Source organism: Arthrobacter sp. B2a2-09, assembly GCF_027587375.1.
Lineage (GTDB): Bacteria > Actinomycetota > Actinomycetes > Actinomycetales > Micrococcaceae > Arthrobacter.
Map to the genome: position 1 here is coordinate 153,555 of NZ_JAMXIC010000001.1, position 26,156 is coordinate 179,710.

Genomic DNA, 26,156 nt, shown 5'->3' on the forward strand with positions numbered 1-26,156 from the left:
TCAAACATGCCAGCCATTGCTGGCCTCCCATCAAGGACGGCTCGTCCCTCACAGACGGTATCGGGCGGAGTCCCGGATCAGGTCCCCCCGAAAGTTCCGTCATATTCCGCGGTAAACGTCCTTTTGAGTCACGTGCACCCTCAGTCCGTGAATCATCCCTTATCCCAGTACGACAGGCAAGCATTTAGTCCATCTGATGGATTACTAACCCGTCGGAATTGCCGCGACCGTCGCCTCGCCACCGTGGCAACCACCAGAAGAACGACGACGGCGCCCAGGCCCACTCTCGCTGTCAACTGGCCGTAGGGTTCGGCCCCGGTGAAATACATAAGCGCCAGCACGGGAGCGATGGCCGTGAACTCGTAACGACCGCTCAGCACCACGAACGGCAAGAGCAGCAGCGCGTACCAGGGGTAGCTGGGCGAGACGATCAGCAGCGTTCCTCCGACCATCAAGACCTGCCCGTCCCAAGGCCGGACCGAGTCGGTGGTCCGCCATACGTAAAAGGACAGGCCGAGCAGCAGCACCAAGGCGGCCGGCGCTGCCCAACTAGACGGGAGCACCAGCTTCAACAGGGTGAAGCGCGGGCTGTCCTGCCCGTCATATCCCTCCGAGCGAAGGTATTCGGGCAGAAAGCCCACTACTGCCCAACCGCTGGCGAGGACATATGGCACGTAGGCCGCGGCGAATGTAGCCACGGCCGCAGCCACGAAGCGGAGCGGCCGCCGGTACAGCATCGCCGGGGCGCTGATGGCCGGAATGAGCTTGGTGGCCACCGCCGCGCCAAAGGCCGCTCCGGAACCCAGTGTGCGCCCGCCCACCAGCAGCAGCGCCGCCGCCAAGGCCAGAGCGGTGCCCAACGCATCCACGTGCGCACCGTTGATGGCTTCAAAGGCCACCAGCGGAGACCATGCCCACCACACGGCTTGGTGTACGGGCCTTCCGGTGCGGCGGAGGAACGCAAGCAGCGCCACCGTTATGGCGAGGCTGAGCAGCAGCCCGGCCAGCTGAAAGGCGATGAACCCCACTTCGGAACCGGGGATGAGCCGCACGGCCAGGAAATACAGCTCCGCCGCCGCCGGATAGACGGTGGGCACGGCGGGCCTGTTGATGGCCGTGCACAGGGTGCCGCCGCCCGGAATGTTGGTGGTGGTCTCGGTGCCCGTCGGGAAGGGATTGGCATGGCAGGTTCCGTCCGGTCCGGGGTCCTGGAACAGCCAGGCCGGCCGCAGCGGCCGCAGCATCTCGTCCGCCGGAACGTGGGCATAAGGGGAGATTCCGGCTTTCTGGACGATGCCGTCCCACGCATAGCGCGCAGAGTCGTTGCTGGTGGCCGGCGGTGCCGCGATGGCGGCGGCTCCCACCAACAGGGACCCGAGGAGCACGACGGCGGCGGCGTACCGTGCCGTGATCCGGCGCGCCACCAGTGCCGCCGGGATGAAGACGGTCCAGGCGGCCAGCGTGCCAAGGGGGGACACCCATTCCGCGGCTGGGTCGTTGGTGACCGTCCACCAGAGGACCCCGGCCAGCAATGCGACCAGAGCGAGTGCCACCGCCGCAGCCGCAGTGCCGGTGTGTGGCGGCCGCATTCCCGACGAGCTGCTCCCGGCCGAGCTGCTCCCGACTGGGCCGGACGCGCGCCCGGGTGTTGATTCGCTCACTCTTTGATCCTGCATCACTTGCAGGCCGGCGGGCGACGAATCCAAGGGACTGTTTGCCTTTCGTAAGGTCTGGACCGGGACGACGGGAGGGTCTTGGTGGTGTGATCGAGGTATGGACAGATTGACCACTTCCTCCAACAGCGGATGGAAGCGGTGAACGGACGGTTCTCCTCGCCCTTGCGCAGCAGGCGGCTGACGGTGGTGCTGGGCCGTTGGCTCGGCCTTGCCTTCACTGTGTGCTTCTTGACCGGGCTGTTCAGCCACCTTCTGCAGGATCCGCCGGCTTGGATGTTTTTCCTTACCCGTCCCGTGTGGCTTTACGTGGCTACGCAGGGCATCCACGTCACCACCGGGATAGCTTCCATCCCCCTCCTGGCGGCCAAGCTATGGTCCGTATATCCCGAACTCTTGCGCTGGCCGCCGCTAAAGTCCGTGGTGCACTCACTGGAGCGGGTCTCGATCGCGCTCTTTGTGGCTTCTTCGCTGGTGGAAGTCACCATCGGATTGCTCAACACTTTCCAGTGGTATCCCTGGCCGTTTTCCTTCAGGGATGTCCACTATTGGCTGGCCTGGGTCATCATCGGGTCTTTGGCGCTTCATATCGCTGTCAAGATGCCCCTCATCCTGGCGCATTGGAGCCGCCGAGCGGACGAGGCCGCTATCGCCGCGGACACGGAGGGGGGAGGGCCGGACGGCAAAACAGTTACGGCTGCCGTGAAGCCTGGACCCGGGCACGGCTGGAGCCGCAGGGGGTTCCTGACGGCAATCACCGCGGGCACCGGCGTCGTCGTCTTGACGACTGCGGGCCAGTCCTTCGCCTGGCTGTCGGGCTTGAACCTCTTCGCGGCGCGCCGAATGGATACCGGCCCGCAGGCCGTCCCCATCAACAGGACCGCCGCCCAGGCCGGTGTGGCGGACGCTGCGCTTGCCCCCGACTGGGTCCTGACCGTGTCCTCGGGACCGGTGCAGAAGACGTTCACGCTGGCACAGCTCGCCGCGTTGCCGCAGTACAGCTACGGATTGCCCATCGCCTGCGTGGAAGGCTGGAGCCAAGGAGCCCAGTGGCGCGGTGTCCGAATCAGGGACCTGATGGCAACGGTGGGCGCCCCGGCTGATGCCGAACTGCAGATTTCCAGCATGGAGAAGGGCGGCGTCTACGGGCGATCCTTCATGCCCGCCGCGTATAGCCAGGACGAGCAGACATTGCTGGCGCTCGAACTCAACGGCGAACCACTGGACCTCGACCATGGCTATCCGGCACGAATCATCGCCCCCGGCCGTCCCGGAGTCCTGCAGACCAAATGGGTGCATAAAGTGGAGGTGATCTGATGCGACTGCCCGTGGTGGGTCCGTCGGCACCGGCACGACGCAGGACCGTCTGGTGGGTACGGGCAGCATTGGGCGTCCTGGGCCTGGCTGCCCTCGGTTACGCGATCTTCGGATTCCTGGCGAACGTGCCGCCTGTCCAGCTGATCGGCGTGGCGGCCTGGCTTGCCGTGGCGTTGTTGGTGCACGACGGCGTGCTGGTCCCGCTGACAACGCTGGCCGGGGGCGGATTGTCGAGGTTGACGTATGGGCTTGGCCCCGTTCAACAGGGGATAGTGCGCGGAGCCCTTCTGGTGGGGGCGCTGGTGACATTGGTGGCAGCCCCGCTGATCCGCGCCCAGCAGGTGCTCGAGCCAAGCGGTCCGGGCAGCGGCGTCAACGGCACCGTGCTGCAGGGGGACTATGCGCTGGCCCTGGGTGTCTTTTGGGTGGTCCTGGCGGTGGCCTCGGCGGCTGTTGTGGCCGCCGTCGGACTTTACGGCCGCCGTTCCAAGGTCAGAAAGACCCGGTCCTGAACGGTCCGGGTGGCCACGGCATCCAGCCCCGCCCGCGCCGCGTGGAAGGCGAGCGCTTTCGACCCGGCGCGGGCCCAGGGAAAGGCCGCGCTTGCGCGTCCGTCTGAATCCTCCAGCACGGCCAGATAGGCTACATCGAGGAAATCCGGGGCTTCGGCCTCAGCCAGCACTTGCCCGCCCGGCGCGAGCAGTGAGGCAACACGCTCAAGCAGCACCCGGATGTTTCCGCCGATGCCGATGTTGCCATCCAGCAACAGTGCCGAACCCCAACCCCGCTCGTGCGGGACGGGGTCAAAGATGGAGCCAAGGATGGCCGCGCCGCCGCGGTCGGTGGCCAGCTTCACCGCGGCTGGGCTCGAATCGACGCCCATGGAGGCTAGCCCCAGTTCCCGGGCGGCCTCAAGCATCCGGCCCGGGCCGCAGCCCACATCGAGAACGGGCCCACGGAGGGTGCGAAGCAGTTCGCGTTCGTCTGCCGTGGCGGGGCCGGACCAACCGAGCATGTTGAAATGGACGCGCCCGATGGTTTCGCGCCAAGGCGATTCCGGACGCAGCGTCAGGCGCCCCAGGCCGAGGGGCAGGCTACGGGCGTAAGGTTCGTGCCCGCCTTGGCCAAACAAGGCAAGCGGGCCCATCCCCGCAGCAAAACCGTCAGCCCGGGCGCGGGGACCCCTGGGGACTGCCTGGATGCTCATCGCGAGGCACCCCTTTGGGTGGGTGCGGCAGCGGACAGGGCCTTAACCGGCACACTCGCCGCTGGCCGCCCCGTGGCCAGGCTCTCCACCGCGAGGGCAAACGGCGTTCCGGCACATTCCCTGGCGGCAGCGAAGGCATCTGCAAAGTAGTCCACATCCCTCAGGACTGGTAGCAGTCCCACGTCCAGGCCGGCGCCGGCCAGCCGGGCCAATTGGTGCGCCCCGGTTTGCGGGGTGGACATGTCCACCCCGCGGAGCAGACCGCCGTCGGGCCGGTACAGGCCCAACGCCCAGAAGCCACCGTCCGACGCTGGGCCGAACCACGCGCCGCGATGCGTTACCGGAGCGGGAGTTACCCAGTCCGCCAGCAGGGGTGCCAACTGGTCCCCGCATAACTGGGGGGTGTCCATGCCCAGAATCAGCAGCGGTCCGTCCGTCAGCGAACAGATGGCCGCCAGTCGTTCGTCCAGGCCGCCGGCACTCTGGGCGAATACTTCAAAACCAGCAGCGTCCCCGTGGTGCGGCGTGCCGTCAAACACCAGCAAACGCCGGGCCGCAGGAAGGGATCGCACTGTTTCCAGCGTCTGGCTCAGGCTGGTCTGAGCCAGGGCTGCGGCCTGCTCCGGGGTGAGCGGGGGAATGAGTCGTGTCTTGACCATGCCCGGGATGCATTCTTTGGCAATGACGGCGATGGTGAGATTCACGGCGTTGCTCCATGGGGATCTGCCGGTGGTCGGCTCGCCGGTCCGCGGCCCTTCAACGCCTGAGTCCGCTGCGAAGCGGATGCCAACTGCGTCCCCATATCCTTGAGGGCCGTGACGGTTCCGCGGAGTGTCCCCGTGACCTTGGACTTCCCCAGACGCGGGGCATAGTCGACAGGGACCTCGGTCACCAGCCAGCCTTCGCGGTGGGCTTTGAGGAACATCTCCAGCGGATAGCCGCTGCGTCGGTCCCTGAGGTCGAGGCCGAGGAGTGCGCTGCGCCGGGCAAGTCGAAGGGGCCCAAGGTCTGTGACAGGGATGCCCGTGAGCCGGCGCAACCGCCGGCTCAGGGCCATATTGGCCAGTCGGGCGTGGATCGGCCAGGCACCGCGGGCTGGACGCCGGGCACCCAACACCAGATCGGCACGCCCGGTGCGTACGAGCTCCAGCATCGGGGCCAGTTGGGCAGGGTCCAGCGAACCATCGCAATCGCAAAAGGCCACAAACTCGGCCGTGGCCGCCAGGAGTCCGGCATGCGCCGCCGCGCCAAAGCCGCGCCTCGCTTCGTCGACGACGGTGGCCCCCAGACTCTCGGCCAGGGCACCGGAGCCGTCAGTTGATCCGTTGTCCACGACGATCGCGCGATATCCGGGTGGCAAGGCCCCCAGCACCTTGGGAAGGGCCGAACGCTCGTTGAGGCATGGCAACACCACGTCTACCAGCGCGGAGGGTGGACCGCCGTCGTCGTCCTCCGGTCCATTTGGGATGCTGGAAATGCCGATTCCATGGTGCGAATCGCGTGAACCGCTTTGCTCTTTCTCCACCCTTTGACCGTAGAATCCGCAGGCCCGGTGCGACAGGCGGAAATCCTTACGGAACCGGGACGTTTGTGCTCTGACGGCCCCGAACGGGCCGCTTGCGGAGGGCACCAACCAAGCCTGGCTTTGAAGCCGGGCCACGCCGTCTAGCTTTGATCCCCGCGTAGCGGGGCAGTAGCGAACTCGCGCATTCCGTCATCAAAACCATGCCGGGGGATCCAACCCAGCTCGGCCCGGGCCCGGGCCGAGCTGGCGGTGATATGCCGGACGTCGCCTAGGCGGAATTCGCCGGTGACCACCGGCTCGGGCCCCTCGGCAAAAGAACTCAGGATCGTCGCCACCTGTCCTACGGTGTGGACCTCTGAGGCGCCGATGTTGTATGCCCTCAGGCTGCCCGACGAAATCCGGCCTCCCGCCAACGCGTCAATGGACAACAGATTTGCCTCAGCGACATCTCCTACATGGACGAAACTGCGGCGCTGGCCGCCATCCTCGAACACTCGCGCTGCCTCCCCGCGGGCCAGCGCAGAGCGGAACAGGCTAGCCACGCCCGCGTAGGGGGTGTTCTTGGGCATCCGAGGGCCATAGACGTTGTGATAACGAAGGGCGACGGCGGTGCCTCCGGTTGAGCGCGCCCACGCGGAAGCCAGATTCTCCTGCGCCAGTTTGGAGGCTGCATAGACGTTCCGCGGATCCATGGCCGCGTCTTCGCTTACCAGGGCCGGCAGCAGCAGCTCGCCGGTGGCAGGGTTGCGGGGGTCAAAGATTCCGTGCTCCAGGTCCTCCACCAGACGCGGGCCGGGGCGCACCGGCCCGCCTGCTGAATCGGTGTAGGCGCCCTCACCGTAGACCACCATGGAGGAAGCCAGGACAAGCTTGTCGATGCCGGAGGCCGCCATGCCTGCCAGGAGCACAGCCGTGGCCAGGTCATTGTTGCGGACGTAGTCCGGAGCGTCGAAGAAGTCCACGCCGAGGCCCACCTTGGCGCCCTGGTGGACGACGACGTCGACTCCCGCGAGCGCTTCCGCCACGGAGGCTGGGTCTCCGACGTCGCCCACGAACAGAGGCACTCCGGGAAGTCCCGGCGGTCGAACCGGGTGCACTGCCGGATCCAAGGAATCCAGGATCCGGACCTCCCAGCCGCGGGCCACGGCGGCTTCGACGACATGACTGCCTATGAAACCGGCCCCGCCGGTGACCAATATCCTCACGGCACTTTTCGTCCCGTGCCGGGGCGGACAGGGCCGGCGTTGCCCATCACGGTGGCCACGGCTGCGGCCGGCATGAGCGCCATCCGCCACGGCCCGTCGTCCGCTGGCTCAGCGCCGGCCAGCCGCGCGGACACATTCCGCACCGCGTCGGACAACACCGCGAGGATCCGCGGCTGCGCGGCCTCCAGGCGGCCCAGCACCAGTTCCGCAGTCACTGGCTCGGAGCCGTCGTGTCCCGTGTCGGCATCGGTAATGAATGCCAGAGCGGCGAAGTGCATGTTCAACTCCGCCGCGAGCATCGGTTCCGGGTACTGGGTCATGCTGATCAGATGCGCACCGGACTGAACAAGGGCCGCGGACTCCGCTTTGGTGGAGAAGCGCGGACCGTTGATGACGGCCACGGTGGCCGCCCCGGCGAAGTCTTCCCCCTGGCGCTCCAGGGCGGCGATGAGTGCCGCGCGCAACAGGGCGCTGTAGGGCTCGGCGGCGGGCAGGTGCTGCACCCCGGTGGGCAGCGAGCCGTCGTAGAAGGTGTCCGCCCGGCCCCAGGTCTTATCAAGGACCTGATCGGGTACGGCAAAAGTGCCGGTTCCGTGGCTGGAAACCAGGCCCCCAACGGCCGCGGAGGAGATAACGGCTTCGACGCCCAGTCTCTTGAGGGCCCAGAGGTTGGCGCGGTAGTTGATCTGCTGCGGGGCAACGCTGTGCCCGCGGCCGTGCCGGCTCAGAAATGCGACCACCGGGCCGCCGTTGCCCTCGCCGCCGGGGCCGTCTGGTGCGGCCAGCCGGGCGACAGTGACGGGACTGGAGGGAGGCCCGAACGGCGTCGGGATGTCCAGCGTGTCGAGCACGACGGCCCCGGGCAGCTTGTACAGGCCCGTGCCGCCAATGAGTCCGATCCGTGCGCGGGGTTCTGCGTGGGGTTCGGGGAGCAATGACATGACCCCATCATGCCAACGTCGGCGTCCGGCGTCGCGGTTGGAATCCTTACGGGTCCGGAACGGGTCCGCTGGGACAGGCGGAGCGTTACCTTAGCCCTCGCGGTCGATTTGCAGGTAGCTGAGCCCGCTCACATCGAGCCAGTACCGCGTGGGAGTCTCCACAAGGCGGAGCAGGACGCCCTCGCAGGAAGCGCAGCGGACAACGATTCCCGGAGCGTCAACGTACACCATCGTCTCTCCGAAGACGCGGACCGCGCCGCAGTGCTTGCATCGTCCGATCGCTGCGACGATATCGAAGCGGAACAGTTCCCCCAGGGGTCCGGCCACGGCGTTTCCGTCCAGATGCGGTATTGCATTGCCTGCGATTCCAGCGATGTCCTGATCCTCGAAGCTCGGATCTTTGGCGCCCGCAGATTCGGAGCCGTTGTTCCCACTCACCGTGTTCCTCCCGTTCCGCCGAAGCGCTCGGTCTTGATCGAGGCGGCTGGATATCCCGCCTGCACGAGCCATTCCGCGACCGTTTCCACAAAGACAGTCTGGCCACAGATGAAGATGTCCGGGGCGGGGTCCGTTGGCAAGATGCTGGCCAGCAGGGTTTCTGGAGTGAGACGTTGCGGGGCAGTCGGCCAACCCTTTGGCGCCTTGCGTGTGTAGACGTAGTCGATGCTGAGCTTTCGGGATTCCTGGCCCAAGGTTTGGAGTTCTTCCCGATAGAACCCTGATTCGGGTGACTTGAGCGAATAGAGCAGCCGGAACTGCGCCGGATTTTCCGATGCATGGTGTGCGCGGATCATGGCCATGAGCGGCACGATGCCGGATCCTCCGGCAATCAGCTGAACGGGGTTTGTGTCAGTGGGTTTCCAGACGAACCAGCCACCCACCGGCCCGCGGATCTCCAACTGGTCCCCGACTGCCAGTTCCCGGACCAAATAGGGGGAGACTTCTCCGTTGGCCAATTCGTCAACGGTGATCTCCAAGGTTTCGTCCATGCCCGCCCCGGCCACGGAGTATGAGCGCACGACCGTATAGCCGTCGTCCGCCGTGAGGCGAATGTCGATGTGTTGTCCGGCGAGGTTGCCGTTCAAGCCGTTCACCCGCAAGCCTATGGTTCGGGCGGTTTCCGTTTCGGGCATGCTGCTGACGACGTCGGCCACGCGCCACAACGTGCTCATCCGGCGGACCTCATGAGTAGCGCTCCTCCCGCCACGGGTCGCCGTGGATGTGGTATCCGTTGGATTCCCAGAAACCAGGAACGTCATCCTGTGTCAACTCGATGCCGTTGATCCACTTTGCGCTCTTCCAAAAGTACAAGTGCGGCACCAGGAGACGGGCAGGTCCGCCGTGGGCGCGTTCAAGCGGCTCACCGTCGAATTCCCAGGCCACCCACGCCCGGCCGCCAAGAAGGTCCGGGAGTGGGACATTGGTCGTATATCCGCCGTATGAGTGGGCCATCGTGAACCTCGAGCTTGTTTCCACGTTCTCAAACAGAGTGTCCAGGGACACTCCGCGCCACGTGGTGCCCAGCTTGGACCAGCTGGTCACGCAGTGGATATCCGTATGGATGTCCATCTGGGGCAATGCCATGAAGGCGTCCCAGGACCACGCATGACGCTGCCCTGCCTCGGTGCTGATGAAGAATTCCCAGTCGCCAATGGGGATCCGGGGAGCGGGGCCGGCCGTAAGGACCGGGAAGCTGGCGGTCTCGTATTGGCCCGGTGGCAACGCTGGATTGCCGGTCTGCCGTCTTCCGTGAAATCCAGACGAGATGATGCCCACCATGTACCTCCGATGCGGAGTCTCAAGCCGACTGTGCTCGGTTCCCCAACGATAGGGCAACGGCCGGTCAGGGTCTAGACACTAAGCAAAGCCTGACCGGGTCATGCTCGCTGCAGTAGCTTGGTAGTTGTCGTGCGCTCGCGTACTGGCGCGGGTCAATGTCAGGCGTGCCATCACCGAACTCCGTACTTTGCTGGCCGCCCAATGGTCCACAGGAATGATCCCGCACATTGTCTTCAGCGGGAACAGCACCGACTACTTTCCTGGTTTTGACCGTTGGGGCACCGAGTCCGCGCAAGCACGCCCTTCGGGCATCAAGAGCAGCGGCATTTGCCAGCCTCCAGTCCACGCGATCGCCTTGCGTCACATCCTGGACCGGGGCAGGGAGAACGGCGGCGCTGACCAGGAAGCGGCAGAGTCCTTCCTCGCCGAATCCTTCGACAGCTGGCTGGCGTGGCACCGGTGGCTGGCCACCGTGCGTGACCCGGACGCTACCGGGCTGATTGAAATTCACCATGGTTGGGAGTCCGGATTCGATAATTCCCCACGGTGGGACGGGCCTTACACGCGGGTCCAGCCCGGCACCGTCCCCGCTTTCACACGGCGTGACACCCTGCACGTTGCAGATACCAGCGAGCGGCCCGACGACAGCGAATACACAAAGTATCTATGGCTCGTCCAACAGATGGCCTCCGTAGCGTACGACGACGCCGCCGTGCCGAACGTCGTCGGCTTCCGGGTGCGGGACGTGTTCTTTTCCGCCATCATGGCCGCTTCCAGCGATGTCCTGGCCGGCTTGGGCGAAGAAATCGGGCGCCGTTCCGACGCCGAGGAGCTGCGAGGTTTTGCCCGGCGCTTCCGCGACGGTGTGGCCTCCACGATTGACCCCGTCAGCGGGCTTGCCCGCGACTACGACATCCTGGCCAGGGAGTGGATTTCCACCGACACGGTCTCCGGATTTGCCCCGCTGGTGTCCGGAGGCGACGGGGTGTTGCTCGCGGCGCAGAGGAAGTTACTTCTTGGGCCGGACTGGATGGGGCATCCTCGCCTGCGGTTCGCTCTTCCACCGTCCACCTCCCCGTCCAGCGCCGCCTTCCGTCCCCGGACATACTGGCGCGGCCCCGTCTGGCCTTTCCTGAATCTCCTTCTCGGTTGGGCATCGCGCCGCGACGGGCAAAACGAGATCTACGAAGCACTCAAGACCGCGTCCCTTGATCAGTTGGCCGACCTCCGGTTCGGCGAATACTACGAACCCTTCACCGGAGAACCGCTGGGAAGCCTGAACCAGGCCTGGACAGCCGCCGCCGCCGCCCTCGAATGGATCGGGGCGTGTTTGTAGGGCAAGAATGGGTAAGGAAGGGTGCGACCTCGTCACCAACCCCCGCGCGTGGGCGTATGTCCCTTCCGGGCATCGTCTGGCATTGCCATTTCGGCCCGCAGGCCCAGGAGCCGGATCGGACGGCCCGCCTCGATTCCGGTTGCGAGGTCCAAGGCCCGAGCGAGGATTTCGCTCCTGTCGAATGTCTCGGGAATCTTCCTCGCGTGGGTCGTGGTGAAGAACGGCGCGTATCGAACCTTCAGGGTCAGCCCAACCACGGGCCTTCCTTCGGCCATAACATCCTCAAGGACACGCGCCGTCAACTCCCTCAGAGCGTCCTCCACCTGGGCCGGATCGCTCAGGTCCTGCTGGAAGGTGGTTTCCCGGCTGTGTCCGCGGGCAACCCACGGGGTGTCGTCCACGACGCTGGTGCCGTCCCCGCGTCCGAGCTGCGCGTACCAAGGACCCATCCTGGGGCCGAACTCCGGGACCAGGTCCTGGGGGTCGGACGCGGCGAGCTCGGCGACTGTGTTGATGCCGAGCTTGGCCAGCCTGCCCGACACCTTGGTTCCGACGCCCCACAGGTCCTTGGTGGGCCGGCTGCCCATGACGTCGAGCCAGTTCCCGGCGGTGAGGCGAAAGACGCCGGCCGGCTTGCCGAAACCGGTGGCGACCTTGGCCCGGACCAAGGTGTCTCCGATGCCCACGCTGCAATGCAGCTGCGTTCGCTCCAGGACGGCGGCCTGCACTCGCCGGGCGTAGGCTTCCGGATTTTCTGTCTCAATGCCTACAAAGGCTTCATCCCAACCCAGCACCTGCACGGTGGCCCCGGGCTGCGCGTGCAGGGTGGCCATCACCGTCTCAGACGCCGCGAGGTAGGCCTCCTGATCGACGGGCAGGATCACGGCGTCGGGCACTTTCCGGGCGGCAATGCGCAAGGGCATCCCGGAACCCACGCCGAACGCCCTGGCTTCGTAGGATGCGGTCGACACAACAGCCCGTTCCGTGGGGTCGCCCCGACCGCCGACAATGATCGGCTTGCCCGCAAGCTCCGGCCGCCGGAGCACTTCGACCGCCGCGATGAACTGGTCGAGATCGACGTGCAGCACCCACCGGATTCCGCTCACGCCACCAGTCTGCCCTAAACATCCCTGCCAAGCATCGGTTTTCCGCCGAGCTTGCCCGGGGACGCCCCCGCCGTCGACCCTTGTCGCGCGTCCCGCGGATACCGGAAGGAAGCGTCCGACGTCGGGCCGTCGAGTTGGATAGCGCCGCTCAGTCCAGCTCGTCGAACAGGAGCGTCAGGCAGTCGGTGTAGTTGGTCATTGCATCCGCGAAGTTGAGCAGTTGGAGTCCCCGGTAGGTAGCGGCCGCTGTGCTTTCGGTGTCTGCTTCGTCGGCGTAGCAAAGGAGCGGCTCGCAACTGGTTCCGTTCGCGGTGAGCGTTGCGATTCCCCAAGGATGGCTGGGGTCGGTGACTGCGATGCCTACAGCGTCGAATGTGTCACGGAGGACGTATCTTGTGACTGTCCTCCAAGACTGGAGGAACGGTGGCTGCAGCTGTTCAATGAGCTCGTCGTCGTTGCTGTCGTAAGCGCGCCCCAGGTCTGTGGATAGCTCGTCCCACTCCTGGGCGTCGCGGACCATGAGGTGTCCGGCCCGTAGACGGGCAATTGTTTCGTTCAACGTCATGGTCTGTCCCCAAGCTTCCTGTCGTGTCTGTTCCCGCCTACGAAGCAGGTCATTAAGTGAGAGAACGGACGGGAACCCGGCATGATTCCCACATGCAGCAGTTTCCGCGCTCATGAGACTGTCTCGATCGGTATTTCCAAGACTCTGTCGCCCTCGATCCACCTGCTCCGCGTGCCGAACTGCATGCTCAGCCGTTGCATCCGCTCGGCGATTTTCCCCGCGCTCCGGCTCGCCAGGCGGGTTTGTAGGCGGGCGATGTTCGTCGGATGGAGGCGCAACGTGCGGGGTACGGTTCCATCTGTCTCCAGGAGGAAGACGAATGACTGATCGTTGCGTTCATCCGGGTCAACGGCGTAGTCATCCACAAAGTCGCCGGCGCTGTAGACAATGGGCCGGTTCCTGTAGATTTCGACGCCGCGGAAAATGTGGGCCGAATGCCCGAACACGACGTCGGACCCCGCGTCTATCAATGCCCGGGCCAAACCCTGATGCGCGGACGGGACCTTGGACCCCCAATTGGCGCCCCAGTGTGCGGAAACGACCAGTAGCTGGTTGTGGTCTTTCGTCCGACGGACCAGATCCAGCAATTCCGTCACCCAGCGGCCGCGGGTGTCCACAGGGACATAGTAGATTCCTGGAGCCCGTGCGGTTGCCTCCCAGCCCGGCTCATTGTCGGTGAAGGCAATAAAGCCGACCGTAGTTGGTCCCACCCGCCGGACCACGGCTCGGCGGCCAGATTCGAGCATTCCAAATTAGCGAAACTGATGTCGGCCTGCCGGAGGACCGGGAGGGTGTCGCCCCAGGGATAGTCGGGAGCAGCCACCTTGAGCTGCTCGTTGACCAGCCGACCGAGCATGACATCCCCGAGGAGCGCAATCCGCACTCTCCACCTCCAACGTCGCAGCTCTTTGCTATCAGGATGGGCCGCTTCGTGGCCTGGTGCCAGTCAACCGCCTTACGCGATATCCGCGGTCGAACCCGAAGGAGTGCCGCTTCAGCGGTTCTTCGCGCAAAGACCTCGCTTGGTCCAGATTCGTGGGGGATAGTTGGATCAGGAGGCCGCTCCCGCGTGTATTTCTTGCTGTTTTCCGGTCTGGACGTGGCGTGCGGCAGCTTTGATGGGAACGTCGCCGCGATGGGAATATTTCAGGACAGGGCGGATGCAGGGCGGCAGTTGGGGCTGCGGTTGGCGCATCTGCGTAGCCAGGATGCAGTCATCCTAGGGGTGCCACGCGGCGGGGTCCCGGTCGCCTTTGAAGTTGCAGCGGCCCTGGACGCGCCGCTGGATGTGATCGTTGTGCGGAAGCTCGGAGTACCGTCCCAGCCCGAACTCGCGATGGGCGCCATCGGGGAGGATGGCGCGCATGCGCTTGAACGAAGCGTCCTCTCAGCCACAAGGGTCAAACAGGAAGAACTGCTGTCCGTTGAGCGGCGGGAGCGGGCTATCCTCGAGGACCGGGTGGCACGATTTCGTGCTGGCCGAGGCCGCGTTGATCTGAAAGGCCGCATCGCCGTCGTCGTCGATGACGGGATCGCTACTGGGTCAACCGCCAGGGTGGCATGCCGCATTGCACGGAACTTGGGGGCTGCCAGAGTGATTCTGGCTGTTCCTGTTGCCTCGGCCGACGTCCTCGCGAGGTTGACGGAGCCGGACGAGGTGGTGTGCCTTGCCACGCCCCCACGGCTCACGGCTGTCGGCTACCACTACCGTGACTTCTCACCGACGGGCGACGACGAGGTGGTCTGGCTGCTCGACGCTGCTGCCGAGCGCCTGCAAAATGCGTCTTCAACCGCAGGAGACCATGGCCTCGATGAAGAGGTCCAAATCCCCTCGGACGGGTTGTGGCTTCAAGGACACCTTCACCTCCCCGGATCGACAGCCGGAGTGGTGGTGTTTGCCCATGGAAGCGGTAGCGGCCGCCACAGTCCACGAAATAGATTCGTGGCCACAACGCTTCAGCGGGCGGGCCTGGGGACCTTGCTGCTTGACCTGCTCAGCCCGGGGGAGGAGCTCAATCGTGCCAATGTGTTCGACATCGAGCTGCTTGCGCGCAGGCTGACCGCGGCAACTGGGTGGCTCGCCGGAAGGCCGGACACGGCTCCACGCAGCGTGGGATACTTCGGCGCGAGTACCGGTGCCGGGGCCGCGTTGTGGGCGGCGGCCGAACTGGGAGGGAAGATCGGCGCAGTCGTCTCAAGGGGAGGCCGTCCGGATCTGGCTGGCGCGAGGCTTGCCTTTGTCCGCGCCCCGACACTGTTGATTGTCGGCAGCGCGGATCACAGGGTGCTCGAACTCAACCGCCGGGCGCAAGCCGTGATGGGCTGCCCGAACCGGCTGGAGCTTGTCCCGGGGGCCACCCACCTGTTCGAAGAACCAGGAACATTGGAGGCGGCGGCGATTCTCGCCAGGGACTGGTTTGTTGAGTACCTGTCGCAAGGATAGGGCGGGCAGGGAGCCGGGTCATGAGACCGGGGCAGCGATTTCGTGTTCCTTGAACTCCTTGGCTGTTTGGACGAGGCAGTTGGCAAGGCGTTTCGCGTCCTCCCGGGTGAACCGTGCACTTGGCAGGGCGATGCTGAAGGCGGCATGTTCGCCGTCGATCACTCCGAGGGAGACTGCGACGGCGGCGACCCCGTCCTCGCTTTCCTCGTAGTTCGTTCCCACTCCTGCCCGGCGGGTCTTCTCCAGATCCGCATGGATTCGCGCGAGGTCGATTTTCATGTCGCGTCGCGCGGAGCCCGCGGATGCGATCTTGTATCGGGCATCGACCTCCTGCGGAGTCAGATCCGCGAGCATTGCCTTGCCTGCTGAGGTGACATGGGCTGGAAGTACGACGCCGGTCCTCAGGCCGAAACGCAAAGCCTTTGTGGTGGCTTCGATGCCATCGAGATGGTGGATTTCGGTGCCGACGAGTGTCGCAAGGTGGACCGTCTCGCCGGCGCGTTCAGAGAGGCGCTCCAGATAGGGCCGAGCGCGGAGGCGGAGGGGCGGTACCGGTTGCATCATGCCCGGGCGCAGGAACTCCGGGCCAGGGGAGTAGCGTTTTTGTTTTCCCTGCCGCGCGAAGCCGTCTCCGACCAGGGTGGCGAGCAGTCGTTGCGCCGTCGACGGGTTGACTTCAAGTTCCTTTGCGGCCTCCGTGACGCTGAGGGAGCCGTTTTCGGCCATCAGCTTCAACAGGACCAAGGCCCGATGGACGGCTTCGACCCGGGAAGAGTCTTCATTGCGTATCACGCAATTACTCTAACATCTATTGCGTCACAGACAATAGCGGGGCTACGGTTACATCACTTCCAGGTACACACGGCGGAGAACCGGGCCAAGAGCCCTCGACCGACCGCCACACCTGGCACCTCCAAAAATCCGCTCACCCGACAAAGGAGTCTTGATGAGTCAGCCCACCCCCAACCCCTACGTAAAACATCCGTCGCGGACCCGCACACCAGCTTCAGCCCAGGCCAAAAGGGCCGTCGTCAGCGGAACCTTCGGCTCGGCACTCGAATGGTTCGACTTCGCCATCTACGGAGCGATGTCAGCAACCGTCTTTCCCGCCGTGTTCTTCAACAAGCTGGACCCCGGCATCGGTTTGCTGGCCTCGTTCGCTGCCTTCGGCGTCGGCTTCTTCGCCCGCCCGCTGGGAGGCATCGTCTTCGGTCATTTGGGAGACCGGTTCGGACGCCGAAAGATCCTGCTGACCACGTTCGTCCTCATGGGTGTGGCGTCAATGATCATCGGGCTGCTGCCGCCCTACTCCTCCATCGGATTCATCGCACCGCTCGCGTTGGTCCTCATGCGTTTCATTCAGGGCGTGGCGCTTGGCGGTGAGGCCACAGGGGCTCAACTCATGACGATGGAGCATGCCCCGGCAGACCGGCGTTCCTTCTATGGAGCCCTCATGGCGATGGGCTCGCCCATCAGCCAGGTATTGGCGAACCTCATGCTTGCAGTCCTCTCCGGAGTGCTGAGCGAGGAAGCCTTCCTCTCGTGGGGCTGGCGAGTGCCGTTCCTGCTCAGTATCGTCCTCGTGGCCGTGGGCATCTACATCCGCCTCAAGGTTGAAGAGACTCCGGTGTTCAAGGAGGGGGTGAAGGAGCTTGCGAGCGAGCAGAGCACCCCGGCGATCGTGATGAAGACGCAGGGCGTGACCATTCTGCGGCTGATCCTTGCTTTCGCCCCGATCGTCATCACGTTCTATATCGTTTCCGTCTTCGGCATCAGCTACCTGACCAGCCACGGATTCACCCAAAGCCAGACGTTTACCATCATCATGATCTCCAATTTCCTGTCCGTGATCGCGATCTGGTGGGGCGGCCGGCTGTCCGACGTCTACGGTCGTCGCAAGATCCTCATGATCGGCTCGGCCGGCACCCTGCTTGCGGCCCTCATTTTCTTCCCGGTCGCAAATACCGGCAGCTTCCCGCTGACACTTGCCGTGGTCGCCTTCGCCCTCGTCTCGGCGCAGTTCGGCAATGCCGGCCAGGGAGCGCTCTTCGCCGAAGCCTTCCCGACCCACATGCGCTACACCGGATCCGCACTCGCCCTGACGGGATCAAACCTCATCTTCGCGGCACCTGCTCCCTTCCTCGCCTCGTGGCTGATGACCATCAGCAACGGCAGCACCCTCGCGATCACGATCTTCTGGGTGGTCACCATCGTTGCCGCGCTGATCAACATGCGACTGATGGGTGACGGCAAAACCCTCGAAGGGAAGTCGCAGCGATTCGGTCGCAATGTACCGGCAGTCGAAACCGGTGATCCGGACGTCCAGGCCGCGGCCAACGTCGATGACGCCAACACGGCGTTCACCCGGAACTGAGGTGCGGGTCATGGAACTCACGATCCCCGAAACCACTGACCGGAAAGTCGAGGAACGCAGCACCCTCACCCGGACGGCAATTGTTACCGGCGGGGCCGGCGGTATCGGCCGGACGATCAGCCGCCGCCTCGCGACGGAGGGCTACGCCGTCGTCGTCGCCGACATCAATCAGGACGCTGCCGATCAGGCGGCGGCCGGCCTTCCCGAGATCGACGGCGCGACTCACCGCGGTTTCGCCGGCGACCTGACCAGCAGCGCGGTCAACCGTGAACTGGCAGCCCTCGCCGCCGAGACAGCGCCCATCGGTGTCCTGGTCAACGCCGTCGGCATTTCCCCGAAACGCAACGGCCGGAAGATCCCTTTCTTCGAGCTCAGCGATGAGGAATGGAACAAGGTGATGGCGGTCAACGTCAGCGCCCCCTTCTTTCTCATCCGAGAGGCATTCCGGCACATGCCTACAGACGGCAGCGCAAGCATCGTGAACCTGCTCTCGATTACAGCCAAGCTGGGAACTGGCGGTCCAGCCGATGCCGGCTTCGGTCCATTCCTGCCCAGCACTGCGGCCTACGGGGCGTCAAAGGCAGCACTGCAAAACCTGACCGCCAGCCTTTCCCATGAGCTGGCCGGCCGGCGCATCCGCGTCAACGGAATCGCGCCCGGCTTCGTCCAGACCCCAATGATGGGCGAGGTTCCTGTGGATGAAAGGCTCCTGGGCCAAGTGCCGATGAAGCGCTTCGCGAGGCCCGAAGAGATCGCCGACGCCGTCGCTTTCCTTATCAGCGAGCAAGCCAGCTACATCACCGGCATCAGTCTCGACATCAACGGCGGTTGGCTCACCTGCTGATCGCCACGCGGACACGCCGCCCCGAACACCGCGGTCACCGTTCAACCTTCCGAAATACATCTGAAAGCGAGCGTGTACTACCACCATGCCCGAACATACATATGATCTGATTGTCGTCGGCTCCGGCATCGCCGGGCAGACGGCCGCAACCTCGGCTGCCGAGGCGGGACTGAAAGTGGTCCTGTTGGAAAAAACCGCAAGCCTCGGCGGGTCTTCGGCGATGAGCGGCGGCTGGTTCGCCTTCACCGGTACCGAAGAGCAGGAAGCGGAGGGCATCGAGGACTCTCCCGAACTGTTCCTGCGGGACATGCTCGAGGTCGGCCAGTACCACAACGACCGATCCCTGCTACAGGCCTACCTCACCCACCAGCAGGAGACCTACCGGTGGCTTAAGCAACACGGTGTGGAGTTCCGGGAAGTGGAGATCAGTTCCGGGCAGTCGGCCCGTCGCAGCCACAACTCAGTGATCAAAGAAGTCCTGGCTTCTCTCCATCGCGACTTCACGGCCGCCGGAGGACAGACCCTTCTGAACCACCGGGCAGTGCGGCTGGTGCAGGACGATTCGGGGCGCGTCATGGGGGTGATCACCCAGTCAGAACAATCCGAGGAGCAGTTCACCGCCGCCGGCGGTGTCATCCTGGCCACCGGCGGATTCAGCCGAGGAACAGAGCTGCTGAAGACCTTTGCGCCGGAGCAACTGAGCGCCATCCCTTACGGGGGGAAGGGCAATACCGGGGACGGGCTGCGGATGGCTTGGAAGCTCGGGGCCGGCATGGCGGACATGTCATTCGTCAGCGGGACGTACGGTTCCCACCCGGACACAGGGGAGGAGTTCCACGAACTGCTGACGGCCTATTACATGGGGGCCGTCATCGTGAACAAGCACGGCCGGCGCTTCGTCGACGAATCGCAGGACTACAAGACGCTTGGCCGGGTGGTCCTGGACCAGCCCGAGGGACTTGGCTTCGAAATCTTCGACGCAAGAGTACGGGCGAAGTCCCACCGGGGCATCCCGCTGAAGGACATCGATACCCTCGAGGACATCGGACACGTGTACAAGGCCGACACCCTCGAGGAACTGGCCGAAATCACCGGCATCGACTCCGTCGTTCTCGCCGAGACGATCCGCCAATACAACGCCGCAATTGCCGGTGAGCAAGCGGACGAGCTCGGTCGGAGCAGCCTGTGCCACGGGGTCGGCGAACTGCTGCCCATCGACCAGGCGCCGTTCTACGCCTACCCGGCCAAGTCCCTCATGACCACCACCTACTGCGGCGTGACAATCACCGACCGCGGGCAGGTCCGCGACGTCGACGGCGAGGTGATCGACGGTCTTTACGCCATCGGAGAGGTCACCGGCGGATTCCACGGCGCGGCCTACATGACGGGCACTTCCCTGGGCAAGGGAGCCGTCTTCGGCCGCATCGCGGCCGAGCACGCATCCTCAAGGATTGGCGTCAGCGTCGCATGAGATCGAAACAGAGGAGTATTTCCATCTCACATCATGAAAGCGTTGAAGAGACCCGCGAGGTCGACGTCGTCGTCGTCGGGTCCGGGGTCAGCGGCTCATCCGCGGCCATGACTGCGGCCCGGTCCGGGGCGAGAGTGGCGATGCTGGAGAAATCGGAGACCTTCGGCGGATCTGCCGCTTTGTCCGCCGGCATGTTCTGGACGGCGCCCACCGTCGAGGCCTACCAGGCACGCATCCCCCTGGGAAACCTGGAGCTGGGTGCCCGCTTGGTCGGAGACTACGCGGATGCCCTCGCCGAGTTGCGCGCCTCGGGCGTGCGAGTGGCCGATGAGCCCAAACAGGACATCATGACCTTCGGCATCGGCTACTCAACCGACATTCACGCAATCCTTGCCTGGTGCCGGGAGGAAGTGGTTGCGGCCGGAGGCCAGGTCCGCACCAGTTCGCCGGTGATCGAACTGCTTTACGACGGCGGAAGGGTCACCGGGGTGGTTGCCCGTGAGGACGGGAACCGCCTGGTGCGCTACGAAGCTAAAGCAGTCATTCTTGCTACCGGCGGCTTCCAGGGCGCCCGCGATGAGCTGACCCTGCAGATCGGACCCAACGCCGACCGACTGATGCTGCGGTCCAATCCCGGCAGTGTCGGCGACGGCCTCCGGCTGGCCCGCGCTGCCGGGGCCGGGGGCACCAAGGCGATGAGCACCTTCTACGGGCACCTCCTTCCCTATCCCGTTGACCGGTTCCAGCCGGAGGACTACCTGCCGTACTCGCAGTACTACTCCGGGTCCACCATGCTGGTGAACCTGCTCGGAGAACGGTTCACGGACGAGACGGAAGGCGATGAATTGCTCAATCAGGCCGTCACTTTCCAACCCCAGGCCCGCGGCGTGCTGATTTTCGACGAGCACGTGCGCAGCACCGAGGCGATCGAAGAACCTTTCCCAGGTCTCGGAGCCACCGACCGGTTCGCCACCGCCGTCGACGCCGGTGGCACCTACGCGGTGGCCGACACCCTTTCCGAACTCCTGGACCAAGTCGCGGCCTGGGGAATCGACCGCATAGCCTTGGGCCTTACCCTGGACGCCTACGCCGATGCGGTGGCCTCCGGCGGCGGAGTCGCCCGCGGCATCAAAGTCTCCGCCGCGGCCCGCGCCCCGCAACAAGGACCGTTCTATGCCCTGATGGTCCAGCCTTCCATTACCTTTACCTTCGGAGGAGTTCGCACCAACACCGACGGCGAGGCCCTTGACTACGACGGCCGGCCGATCCCCGGCCTCTACGCCGCCGGGGCCGACATCGGAGGGCTGTCCAACTACGGCTACGCCGGAGGCCTTGCGCCGGGATACATCACCGGACGCTGGGCAGGGCGAACCGCATCCCAACAGGCGGCCGCCGTTCAGCTGAAGCGCGGTCCGGCACTGATCAATGCAGCACAATCAACGACACACGGAGAGACAGCATGACCATCACCGCAGATGTCCTCGTCATCGGCGGCGGCGGCTCGGGAATGAGCGCGGCCATCTCCGCAGCGACGAGCGGAGCCACCGTGGTCCTGCTCGAAAAGTGCCCCAAGGTCGGGGGCAGCACCGCAATGTCGGTCGGGTCATTCACGGCGGCCAACACCTCGTACCAGTACCGCGCAGGCGTCAACGACAGCATCGAGCTGTTCGTTGAGGACATGAAGGTGGCCAACGGCGAGTTCGAGGACCGTGAGAACAAGGAGTTGCGCAGGATCCTGGCCGAGAATGCCGGGCCCACCGTGGAATGGCTGTCCAGTATCGGGGTGCAGTTCCTCGGCCCGACGCAGGAGCCGCCGTATGAGAAGCCGCGTATGCACAACGTCCTGCCGAACTCCTCCGCGTATGCCTCAGCCCTGTTGCGTGAATGCAAGAAGCGCGGCGTTGAGGTGCGCACGTCCATGCGTGTGGACAAGCTCTTGCACAACGCGGCAGGCGAGATCATCGGAGCCCGGGCGAACGGCGCGGACTTCTACGGCCGCCGCGGCGTCATCCTGGCTACCGGTGACTACTCTGCGTCCACCGAGATGAAAGCCGAGTTCGTCGGAGAGGCGGCCGCCAAGATTCCCCCCGTAAACCCCAACAACACCGGGGACGGGTTCAAGCTGGGCACCGACGCAGGCGGAGTCATGATCCAGATGGACCGGCTCTACGAGGGACTGCGGTTCGCCCCCTCAAAACGGCCCGACCCCATCAAGATCCTGCCCTCGCACCCGCTGCTGGCCAAAGCCATGCGCCTCGTTGTCGAGCGACTGCCAAAGAAGCTGCTCGCTTACGTCATCCGTGGCGCCCTGACCAGTTGGGTGGGCCCGAACAACACGATGTACCAGGCTGGCGCCATCTTGATAGGGCATTCCGGGAAACGGATAGCCAACGAGGATTCCGACAAACTCATGGCGCGCGCCGCCGCCGCTGATGAGAAGAACACAGCATTCATGATCTTCGATGAACGCGTGGCGAGGAAGTTCTCCGCGTGGCCCCATCCTGTTTCCACCTTCCCCGGCGTGGCCTACGCCTATGTCGACGACTACAAGCGCTACCGTCCCGACGTCTACCACCGGGCTGAAACCATCGAGGAGCTCGCCGCGAGCCTTGGGGTGGCGCCCTCGGTTCTGAAATCCACCGTCGAGGAATGGAACGCCGATCTCGCCAACGGAAAGGACCGCGGCTTTGGCCGGCAGCACCTCGGCAACGGAGTCAACGAGGGGCCGTTCTACGCCTTGGGCCCGATGAACGCCTACATCACGCTTGCCGACGGCGGCCTTGCCGTTGACACACAGTTGCGTGTGACACAGGCCGACGGCGAGTCAATACCGGGGCTGTGGGCCGCCGGTTCCACAGGCCAGGGAGGCCTCCAGCTCCTCAACCACGGCCTGCATATCGGATGGGCGATGGTCTCCGGCCGACTCGCGGGCCGAAACGTCGCTCAGGCCCCGAACCGCCTTGACCTCGCCGTTGAGAACGCCGTCGTTAGTTAGGTCTTGCAGGCGCTACACATCTAACACAGTGCTACCTCGGTCCCCTTGAACGTCTGATCGCTCCGGGACTACCATTGCCGCCACGGCACCCGACCGTCCTTAGCAGAGGGGACTGGCGGACACTGACGTCGATCAAATTCGAGGAGACGGCCATGGGCGAGACAACGGCGGAGGCGTCATCAGCGGACCTGATGGTCGACCTGATCATATCGCTGGACGGGTATGCCTCAGCCGTGGGATGGCCCGGCTGGTGGGGTCTGGAGGGGCCGGAATATCTGGCGTGGCTCGGGCAGGAGGGGGAGAAGGGCTATACCTTCCTTCTCGGGGCGAACACCTACCGGCTGATGTCCAGGATGTCAGAGGAGGCCGGGGGCGAGGGCTCGGGATTCTCCGAGGATGAGGGGGCTACCCTGACCGGCCTTGCTGCCGTGCCGAAGGTCGTCTTTTCCTCCACGCTGCAGGCGCCCCTGACGTGGCCGAACTCGGAGCTGGTCACCGGGGACGCAGTCCAGGCCGTGGCGGAGATGAAACGGACCTGGACCGGGCCGTTGAGCACTCTCGGGAGCCTGAGCCTTTGCCGCTCGCTGCTGACCGCTGGACTCGTGGACAGGTTCCGGGTGGTCGTTTTCCCGGTGATCACGGGCAGCACCGGCCGGGAGCGGATCTACGACGGCTATCCGGACGTCGCGCTCGAGATGGTGGAGAGCAGGACCTTCGATGGTCGGCTCCAGCTGCTCGAGTACGTCCCCACCGTTCTCAGCGATCCGCCGGGCAGCGGCCCGACGTGAACCAATCCAAAGGGAAGCGGCCATGAACTCGACGATTTTAGTGACGGGCGGAACCGGCACGCTCGGGCGGCTCGTGGCCTCGCGCCTGCGGGACGGGGGCCACGCCGTGCGCGTGGCGGGACGCCATGCCCCTCCACCCGAGCGGGACATCGAATTCGCGCGGTGTGACTTCGACACCGGCGACGGTGTCGAAGCAGCCTTGAGCGGTGTCCGGACAGTGGTGCATTGCGCGGGCGCGCAGAAGGGCGACGGCGACAAAGCCCGCCGCCTCGTCGCCGCGGCATCCCGCGCGGGTGTGACGCACCTTGTGTTCATCTCCGTCGTGGGGGCAGACACGATCCCGGTCGTGAGCGGCTTCGACCGTGCGGCTTTCGGCTACTTCGCGTCCAAGCGGGATGCGGAAGAGGTTGTGGCCGGGTCCGGCATCCCCTTCAGTACCCTCCGCGCCACCCAGTTCTTCGAGCTGACGCTCCTGACCGCGCGGGCTATGTCCAAGCTCCCGGTCATACCGGTCCCGAGGGGCTTCCGGTTCCAGCCCGTCGACGCTGGCGAGGTCGCGGACCGGCTCGTCGAGCTCGCTCTCGGTCAGCCCGCCGGCCTCGTGCCCGATCTTGCCGGGCCGATCTGCTACCCGATGGGTGACCTCATCCGCTCCTATCTCGCCGCAGCCGGTCAGCGACGCCTCCTCGTTCCCGTTCCCATGGCAGGTAGGGCTGCCAGGGCCATCCGGGAGGGCGCCAACCTGTCCGAGGACAGGGCCGTTGGGCGGAGGACCTGGGAGGAGTTCCTCACCGAGCAGGTACCCGGTACCGTCCGGAGGTGACGCTGCCGGTGCGGGCTCAACTTCCCATGTCGTCAGCGGCCGGCGGGTGTAGAGCGGCGTGCCTGGCCCGCGCGGCCGGTTCAACGGAGTCCACGGCATAGGGTTTGGTGGCCGAGCGCTGCAACGGAAGACGCAAGCGCACCTGATAAGGGCCATTCCGGAATTTGGCGCGCGGATCCATCTGGATTACCAGGAGTGGCTCTTGGCGGGATGCGTCCACCCGCAGCAGCATGCCGTGCCGCCGACCATCGACGAGCAGCGGGGTCGCCGGCTCCACCGCGGTCTGCTTGAGGAGGTCCTGATATTTCGGCCCCGCCGCCAAGAACAGAATTCCATGGGAGACCCCGACGACTCGTAACGGGATTACCGTGTCAGGCTGCCGGGTGGGCTTGGAGTGTCTTTCGTGTTCCTTCGCAAAGGATTCCGTAACTGACTCTAGGGATCGATCGCACTCCTGGCACCTGGCCCGCGTCCCGACGTCGGCCAAAAGGGTCACAAGCAGCCCCCTTGGGGCGCTGCTCCATTTGTCGGACACGATGTGGCACCAGGCCGGGTGGTACTCCTCCCCGTACTTCATGACGTAAACCTGGTCTTCGCCGAGGAGGGGCTTGCCCTCCCGTCGAGCGGCCGGCTCGACAGGTTTGAGACTGCCGAGGCCTTTGGGATCTGGGCGGCCTGAGTAGCTGCGTTTGAGGTAAGTGCGGATCCATGGATTGAGTGGACGTTTTGGGCTAGGAATTGCGGGGCCTTCCTGTGCGGAGGGAGTGCGTTCGTCCCTCATTACCCCCTACCTAGCTTGAAGGCTTTTCGCGCAAGTCGCCAGTCCGGCCGCCGTTGCCCATCGCCGGCGTCCCCTTGACTTATCCCTTAGGGGAAGGTGCAAAGGTGGAGTGCAGGGGATTCAATAAGGGGAAAAGCATGGAAAGAACCAAGGCGGTCACTGACGCGTCTTTCGACGCCGAAGTGCTGAAGTCAGCCAAACCCGTCGTCGTTGAATTCTGGGCGGATTGGTCTGGACCTTGCACCAGGCTTTCCCCGGTCTTGGAACAGCTCGCGCTCGAATACGCCGACAAAATCGACGTTGTTAAAGTCAATGTCGATGAAAATCCCGTAACAGCGGGTGCCTTCGGGGTTAGCTCTGTTCCGTCGGTGTTCTTGTTCAAGGACGGCGAACGAAGAGTCTCCGTGATCGGCGTCGGCGCGAAGCGGTACTTCGAGATGGAATTCGCTGATTACCTGCGCTAATCCTGCTTCACCCCATGAACGCCTTTCCCCTAGAGTGGGAGTCAATGGGGGAAGACGAGGTGCATGGTGCGAATCGGTGAAGCCGCCCAAGCGGCTGGTATGACGAGCAAGGCCTTGAGATTTTACGAAGAGCACGGGTTGCTGCCGGTTGCGGAGCGCAACGCCAACGGATATCGCGATTACGCGGCCGAAACCATCAACAGGCTCGACTTCATTCGCCGTGGACGCGCCGCAGGGCTGGCGCTGGCGCAGATCCGCGAGATCCTGCTTCTGCGCGACGCCGGCCGTTCCCCTTGCACCCATGTGCGCGACCTTCTGGCCGGTCAGCTGGCCGGACTCGACGCTCAGATCGCCGAACTCGTCGCGCTGCGCGCCACCGTCGCCGAGTACCACGCTGTCGCGGCTGCCGCGGACCCGGATACGTGCGACGCCGACCGGATCTGCAGCTACCTCTGAAAGACTGCATTTTGAACGAGCAGTCCCTGTGAGCGTTTCGCGAACGCTGGCTTTCTGGATCCC

At 64.9% G+C, this 26,156-nt stretch carries 27 protein-coding genes and 1 pseudogene; 13 read left to right on the plus strand and 15 right to left on the minus strand.

All coding sequences use genetic code 11. From position 1 onward, the window contains the following. Positions 1-152 precede the first annotated feature (152 nt). Positions 153-1,661 carry a glycosyltransferase 87 family protein gene (locus NFJ07_RS00710; RefSeq protein WP_269991768.1) on the minus strand — a complete coding sequence of 503 codons (1,509 nt, stop codon included), beginning with the start codon at positions 1,659-1,661 and terminating at the stop codon, positions 153-155. Between the two features lie 144 nt (positions 1,662-1,805). Between NFJ07_RS00710 and NFJ07_RS00715 the strand changes: the two genes are divergently transcribed. Together NFJ07_RS00715 and NFJ07_RS00720 are read left to right on the plus strand one after the other, a co-directional pair. After that, a complete protein-coding gene (locus NFJ07_RS00715; protein WP_269991769.1) occupies positions 1,806-2,990 on the plus strand; it encodes a molybdopterin-dependent oxidoreductase in 1,185 nt (394 codons plus the stop codon). Further along, positions 2,990-3,502 (plus strand): hypothetical protein, encoded by a 513-nt coding sequence (locus NFJ07_RS00720; RefSeq protein ID WP_269991771.1) that lies wholly within the window; start codon positions 2,990-2,992, stop codon positions 3,500-3,502. Before NFJ07_RS00715 ends, NFJ07_RS00720 begins: the two co-directional genes overlap by 1 nt. Here NFJ07_RS00720 and NFJ07_RS00725 read toward each other — a convergent pair. The 8 genes from NFJ07_RS00725 to NFJ07_RS00760 form a co-directional block, all read right to left on the minus strand. Then, positions 3,463-4,197, minus strand: coding sequence for a class I SAM-dependent methyltransferase (locus tag NFJ07_RS00725; protein WP_269991772.1), 735 nt, complete (start codon positions 4,195-4,197; stop codon positions 3,463-3,465). The two genes, NFJ07_RS00720 and NFJ07_RS00725, sit on opposite strands and share 40 nt — an antisense overlap. Continuing rightward, positions 4,194-4,901 (minus strand): TIGR04282 family arsenosugar biosynthesis glycosyltransferase, encoded by a 708-nt coding sequence (locus tag NFJ07_RS00730; protein ID WP_269991773.1) that lies wholly within the window; start codon positions 4,899-4,901, stop codon positions 4,194-4,196. The genes NFJ07_RS00725 and NFJ07_RS00730 overlap by 4 nt, the downstream gene beginning before the upstream one ends. Next, positions 4,898-5,722, minus strand: coding sequence for a glycosyltransferase family 2 protein (locus NFJ07_RS00735; protein WP_333482027.1), 825 nt, complete (start codon positions 5,720-5,722; stop codon positions 4,898-4,900). Before NFJ07_RS00735 ends, NFJ07_RS00730 begins: the two co-directional genes overlap by 4 nt. A 140-nt stretch (positions 5,723-5,862) precedes the next feature. Beyond that, positions 5,863-6,927, minus strand: coding sequence for an NAD-dependent epimerase/dehydratase family protein (locus NFJ07_RS00740; protein ID WP_269991774.1), 1,065 nt, complete (start codon positions 6,925-6,927; stop codon positions 5,863-5,865). Continuing rightward, positions 6,924-7,868 carry an MTAP family purine nucleoside phosphorylase gene (locus tag NFJ07_RS00745; RefSeq protein WP_269991775.1) on the minus strand — a complete coding sequence of 315 codons (945 nt, stop codon included), beginning with the start codon at positions 7,866-7,868 and terminating at the stop codon, positions 6,924-6,926. Before NFJ07_RS00745 ends, NFJ07_RS00740 begins: the two co-directional genes overlap by 4 nt. A 90-nt stretch (positions 7,869-7,958) precedes the next feature. Then, positions 7,959-8,306 carry a DUF6510 family protein gene (locus NFJ07_RS00750; RefSeq protein WP_269991776.1) on the minus strand — a complete coding sequence of 116 codons (348 nt, stop codon included), beginning with the start codon at positions 8,304-8,306 and terminating at the stop codon, positions 7,959-7,961. Continuing rightward, positions 8,303-9,040, minus strand: coding sequence for an FAD-binding oxidoreductase (locus NFJ07_RS00755; RefSeq protein WP_269991777.1), 738 nt, complete (start codon positions 9,038-9,040; stop codon positions 8,303-8,305). Before NFJ07_RS00755 ends, NFJ07_RS00750 begins: the two co-directional genes overlap by 4 nt. A gap of 10 nt (positions 9,041-9,050) precedes the next feature. Beyond that, entirely contained in the window at positions 9,051-9,647 is a 597-nt protein-coding gene (locus tag NFJ07_RS00760) for a sulfite oxidase-like oxidoreductase (protein WP_442865260.1), read from the minus strand. A 124-nt stretch (positions 9,648-9,771) separates the two neighbouring features. On the opposite strand from NFJ07_RS00760, the gene ggh reads away from it, so the two are divergent. Further along, positions 9,772-10,983 (plus strand): glucosylglycerate hydrolase, encoded by a 1,212-nt coding sequence (gene ggh, locus NFJ07_RS00765; RefSeq protein ID WP_442865261.1) that lies wholly within the window; start codon positions 9,772-9,774, stop codon positions 10,981-10,983. Between the two features lie 32 nt (positions 10,984-11,015). Here ggh and NFJ07_RS00770 read toward each other — a convergent pair whose 3' ends face one another. The 4 genes and pseudogenes from NFJ07_RS00770 to NFJ07_RS00785 all read right to left on the minus strand — a co-directional run. Beyond that, entirely contained in the window at positions 11,016-12,089 is a 1,074-nt protein-coding gene (locus NFJ07_RS00770; protein ID WP_442865262.1) for a DNA polymerase IV, read from the minus strand. A gap of 148 nt (positions 12,090-12,237) precedes the next feature. Beyond that, complete coding sequence (locus tag NFJ07_RS00775) at positions 12,238-12,654, minus strand: hypothetical protein (RefSeq protein WP_269991781.1); 417 nt, start codon at positions 12,652-12,654, stop codon at positions 12,238-12,240. A 110-nt stretch (positions 12,655-12,764) separates the two neighbouring features. Next, complete coding sequence (locus NFJ07_RS00780; RefSeq protein WP_269991782.1) at positions 12,765-13,400, minus strand: CapA family protein; 636 nt, start codon at positions 13,398-13,400, stop codon at positions 12,765-12,767. Between the two features lie 32 nt (positions 13,401-13,432). Beyond that, positions 13,433-13,510: pseudogene (locus NFJ07_RS00785) on the minus strand (hypothetical protein); the annotation flags it as partial. A gap of 279 nt (positions 13,511-13,789) precedes the next feature. Here NFJ07_RS00785 and NFJ07_RS00790 point away from each other — a divergent pair. Continuing rightward, positions 13,790-15,097, plus strand: a complete 1,308-nt coding sequence (locus NFJ07_RS00790) for a phosphoribosyltransferase (RefSeq protein WP_269992144.1) — start codon at positions 13,790-13,792, stop codon at positions 15,095-15,097. Between the two features lie 18 nt (positions 15,098-15,115). Here the strand turns inward: NFJ07_RS00790 and NFJ07_RS00795 are convergent, their stop codons facing one another. Next, the gene (locus tag NFJ07_RS00795; RefSeq protein WP_269991784.1) at positions 15,116-15,889 is read right to left on the minus strand and encodes an IclR family transcriptional regulator; all 774 of its coding nucleotides are present in this window, start codon (positions 15,887-15,889) and stop codon (positions 15,116-15,118) included. A 154-nt stretch (positions 15,890-16,043) separates the two neighbouring features. On the opposite strand from NFJ07_RS00795, the gene NFJ07_RS00800 reads away from it, so the two are divergent. The 7 genes from NFJ07_RS00800 to NFJ07_RS00830 all read left to right on the plus strand — a co-directional run bounded on the left by NFJ07_RS00800 (position 16,044) and on the right by NFJ07_RS00830 (position 24,392). Next, entirely contained in the window at positions 16,044-17,471 is a 1,428-nt protein-coding gene (locus NFJ07_RS00800) for an MFS transporter (protein WP_269991785.1), read from the plus strand. Positions 17,472-17,481: 10 nt separating this feature from the next. Further along, complete coding sequence (locus tag NFJ07_RS00805; RefSeq protein ID WP_269991786.1) at positions 17,482-18,315, plus strand: SDR family NAD(P)-dependent oxidoreductase; 834 nt, start codon at positions 17,482-17,484, stop codon at positions 18,313-18,315. Between the two features lie 85 nt (positions 18,316-18,400). Beyond that, positions 18,401-19,786: an FAD-dependent oxidoreductase gene (locus NFJ07_RS00810; protein WP_269991787.1), complete on the plus strand. Its 1,386-nt coding sequence runs from the start codon at positions 18,401-18,403 to the stop codon at positions 19,784-19,786. Further along, complete coding sequence (locus NFJ07_RS00815) at positions 19,783-21,249, plus strand: FAD-dependent oxidoreductase (protein WP_269991789.1); 1,467 nt, start codon at positions 19,783-19,785, stop codon at positions 21,247-21,249. The genes NFJ07_RS00810 and NFJ07_RS00815 overlap by 4 nt, the downstream gene beginning before the upstream one ends. Continuing rightward, positions 21,246-22,781 carry an FAD-dependent oxidoreductase gene (locus tag NFJ07_RS00820; RefSeq protein WP_269991791.1) on the plus strand — a complete coding sequence of 512 codons (1,536 nt, stop codon included), beginning with the start codon at positions 21,246-21,248 and terminating at the stop codon, positions 22,779-22,781. Before NFJ07_RS00815 ends, NFJ07_RS00820 begins: the two co-directional genes overlap by 4 nt. 152 nt (positions 22,782-22,933) lie before the next feature. Then, a complete protein-coding gene (locus NFJ07_RS00825) occupies positions 22,934-23,569 on the plus strand; it encodes a dihydrofolate reductase family protein (protein ID WP_269991793.1) in 636 nt (211 codons plus the stop codon). Positions 23,570-23,591: 22 nt separating this feature from the next. Beyond that, positions 23,592-24,392, plus strand: a complete 801-nt coding sequence (locus NFJ07_RS00830; protein WP_269991795.1) for an SDR family oxidoreductase — start codon at positions 23,592-23,594, stop codon at positions 24,390-24,392. 16 nt (positions 24,393-24,408) lie between these two features. On the opposite strand, the gene NFJ07_RS00835 is transcribed toward NFJ07_RS00830, so the two are convergent. Then, a complete protein-coding gene (locus tag NFJ07_RS00835; protein WP_269991797.1) occupies positions 24,409-25,173 on the minus strand; it encodes a hypothetical protein in 765 nt (254 codons plus the stop codon). A 137-nt stretch (positions 25,174-25,310) separates the two neighbouring features. On the opposite strand from NFJ07_RS00835, the gene trxA reads away from it, so the two are divergent. After that, entirely contained in the window at positions 25,311-25,637 is a 327-nt protein-coding gene (trxA, locus tag NFJ07_RS00840; protein ID WP_269991798.1) for a thioredoxin, read from the plus strand. Between the two features lie 66 nt (positions 25,638-25,703). Beyond that, the gene (locus tag NFJ07_RS00845; protein WP_269992145.1) at positions 25,704-26,093 is read left to right on the plus strand and encodes a heavy metal-responsive transcriptional regulator; all 390 of its coding nucleotides are present in this window, start codon (positions 25,704-25,706) and stop codon (positions 26,091-26,093) included. Positions 26,094-26,156 lie beyond the last annotated feature (63 nt).

Coding starts and splice junctions, on each gene's coding strand:
- NFJ07_RS00805 (WP_269991786.1), top strand. CDS start 17,482: ATGGAACTCACGATCCCCGAAACCACTGACCGGAAAGTCGAGGAACGC.
- NFJ07_RS00780 (WP_269991782.1), bottom strand. CDS start 13,400: ATGCTCGAATCTGGCCGCCGAGCCGTGGTCCGGCGGGTGGGACCAACT.
- NFJ07_RS00715 (WP_269991769.1), top strand. CDS start 1,806: ATGGAAGCGGTGAACGGACGGTTCTCCTCGCCCTTGCGCAGCAGGCGG.
- NFJ07_RS00825 (WP_269991793.1), top strand. CDS start 22,934: ATGGGCGAGACAACGGCGGAGGCGTCATCAGCGGACCTGATGGTCGAC.
- NFJ07_RS00790 (WP_269992144.1), top strand. CDS start 13,790: ATGGGAATATTTCAGGACAGGGCGGATGCAGGGCGGCAGTTGGGGCTG.
- NFJ07_RS00800 (WP_269991785.1), top strand. CDS start 16,044: ATGAGTCAGCCCACCCCCAACCCCTACGTAAAACATCCGTCGCGGACC.
- NFJ07_RS00830 (WP_269991795.1), top strand. CDS start 23,592: ATGAACTCGACGATTTTAGTGACGGGCGGAACCGGCACGCTCGGGCGG.
- NFJ07_RS00820 (WP_269991791.1), top strand. CDS start 21,246: ATGACCATCACCGCAGATGTCCTCGTCATCGGCGGCGGCGGCTCGGGA.
- NFJ07_RS00725 (WP_269991772.1), bottom strand. CDS start 4,197: ATGAGCATCCAGGCAGTCCCCAGGGGTCCCCGCGCCCGGGCTGACGGT.
- NFJ07_RS00755 (WP_269991777.1), bottom strand. CDS start 9,040: ATGAGCACGTTGTGGCGCGTGGCCGACGTCGTCAGCAGCATGCCCGAA.
- NFJ07_RS00835 (WP_269991797.1), bottom strand. CDS start 25,173: ATGAGGGACGAACGCACTCCCTCCGCACAGGAAGGCCCCGCAATTCCT.
- NFJ07_RS00815 (WP_269991789.1), top strand. CDS start 19,783: ATGAGATCGAAACAGAGGAGTATTTCCATCTCACATCATGAAAGCGTT.
- trxA (WP_269991798.1), top strand. CDS start 25,311: ATGGAAAGAACCAAGGCGGTCACTGACGCGTCTTTCGACGCCGAAGTG.
- NFJ07_RS00760 (WP_442865260.1), bottom strand. CDS start 9,647: ATGGTGGGCATCATCTCGTCTGGATTTCACGGAAGACGGCAGACCGGC.
- NFJ07_RS00720 (WP_269991771.1), top strand. CDS start 2,990: ATGCGACTGCCCGTGGTGGGTCCGTCGGCACCGGCACGACGCAGGACC.
- NFJ07_RS00810 (WP_269991787.1), top strand. CDS start 18,401: ATGCCCGAACATACATATGATCTGATTGTCGTCGGCTCCGGCATCGCC.
- NFJ07_RS00775 (WP_269991781.1), bottom strand. CDS start 12,654: ATGACGTTGAACGAAACAATTGCCCGTCTACGGGCCGGACACCTCATG.
- NFJ07_RS00745 (WP_269991775.1), bottom strand. CDS start 7,868: ATGTCATTGCTCCCCGAACCCCACGCAGAACCCCGCGCACGGATCGGA.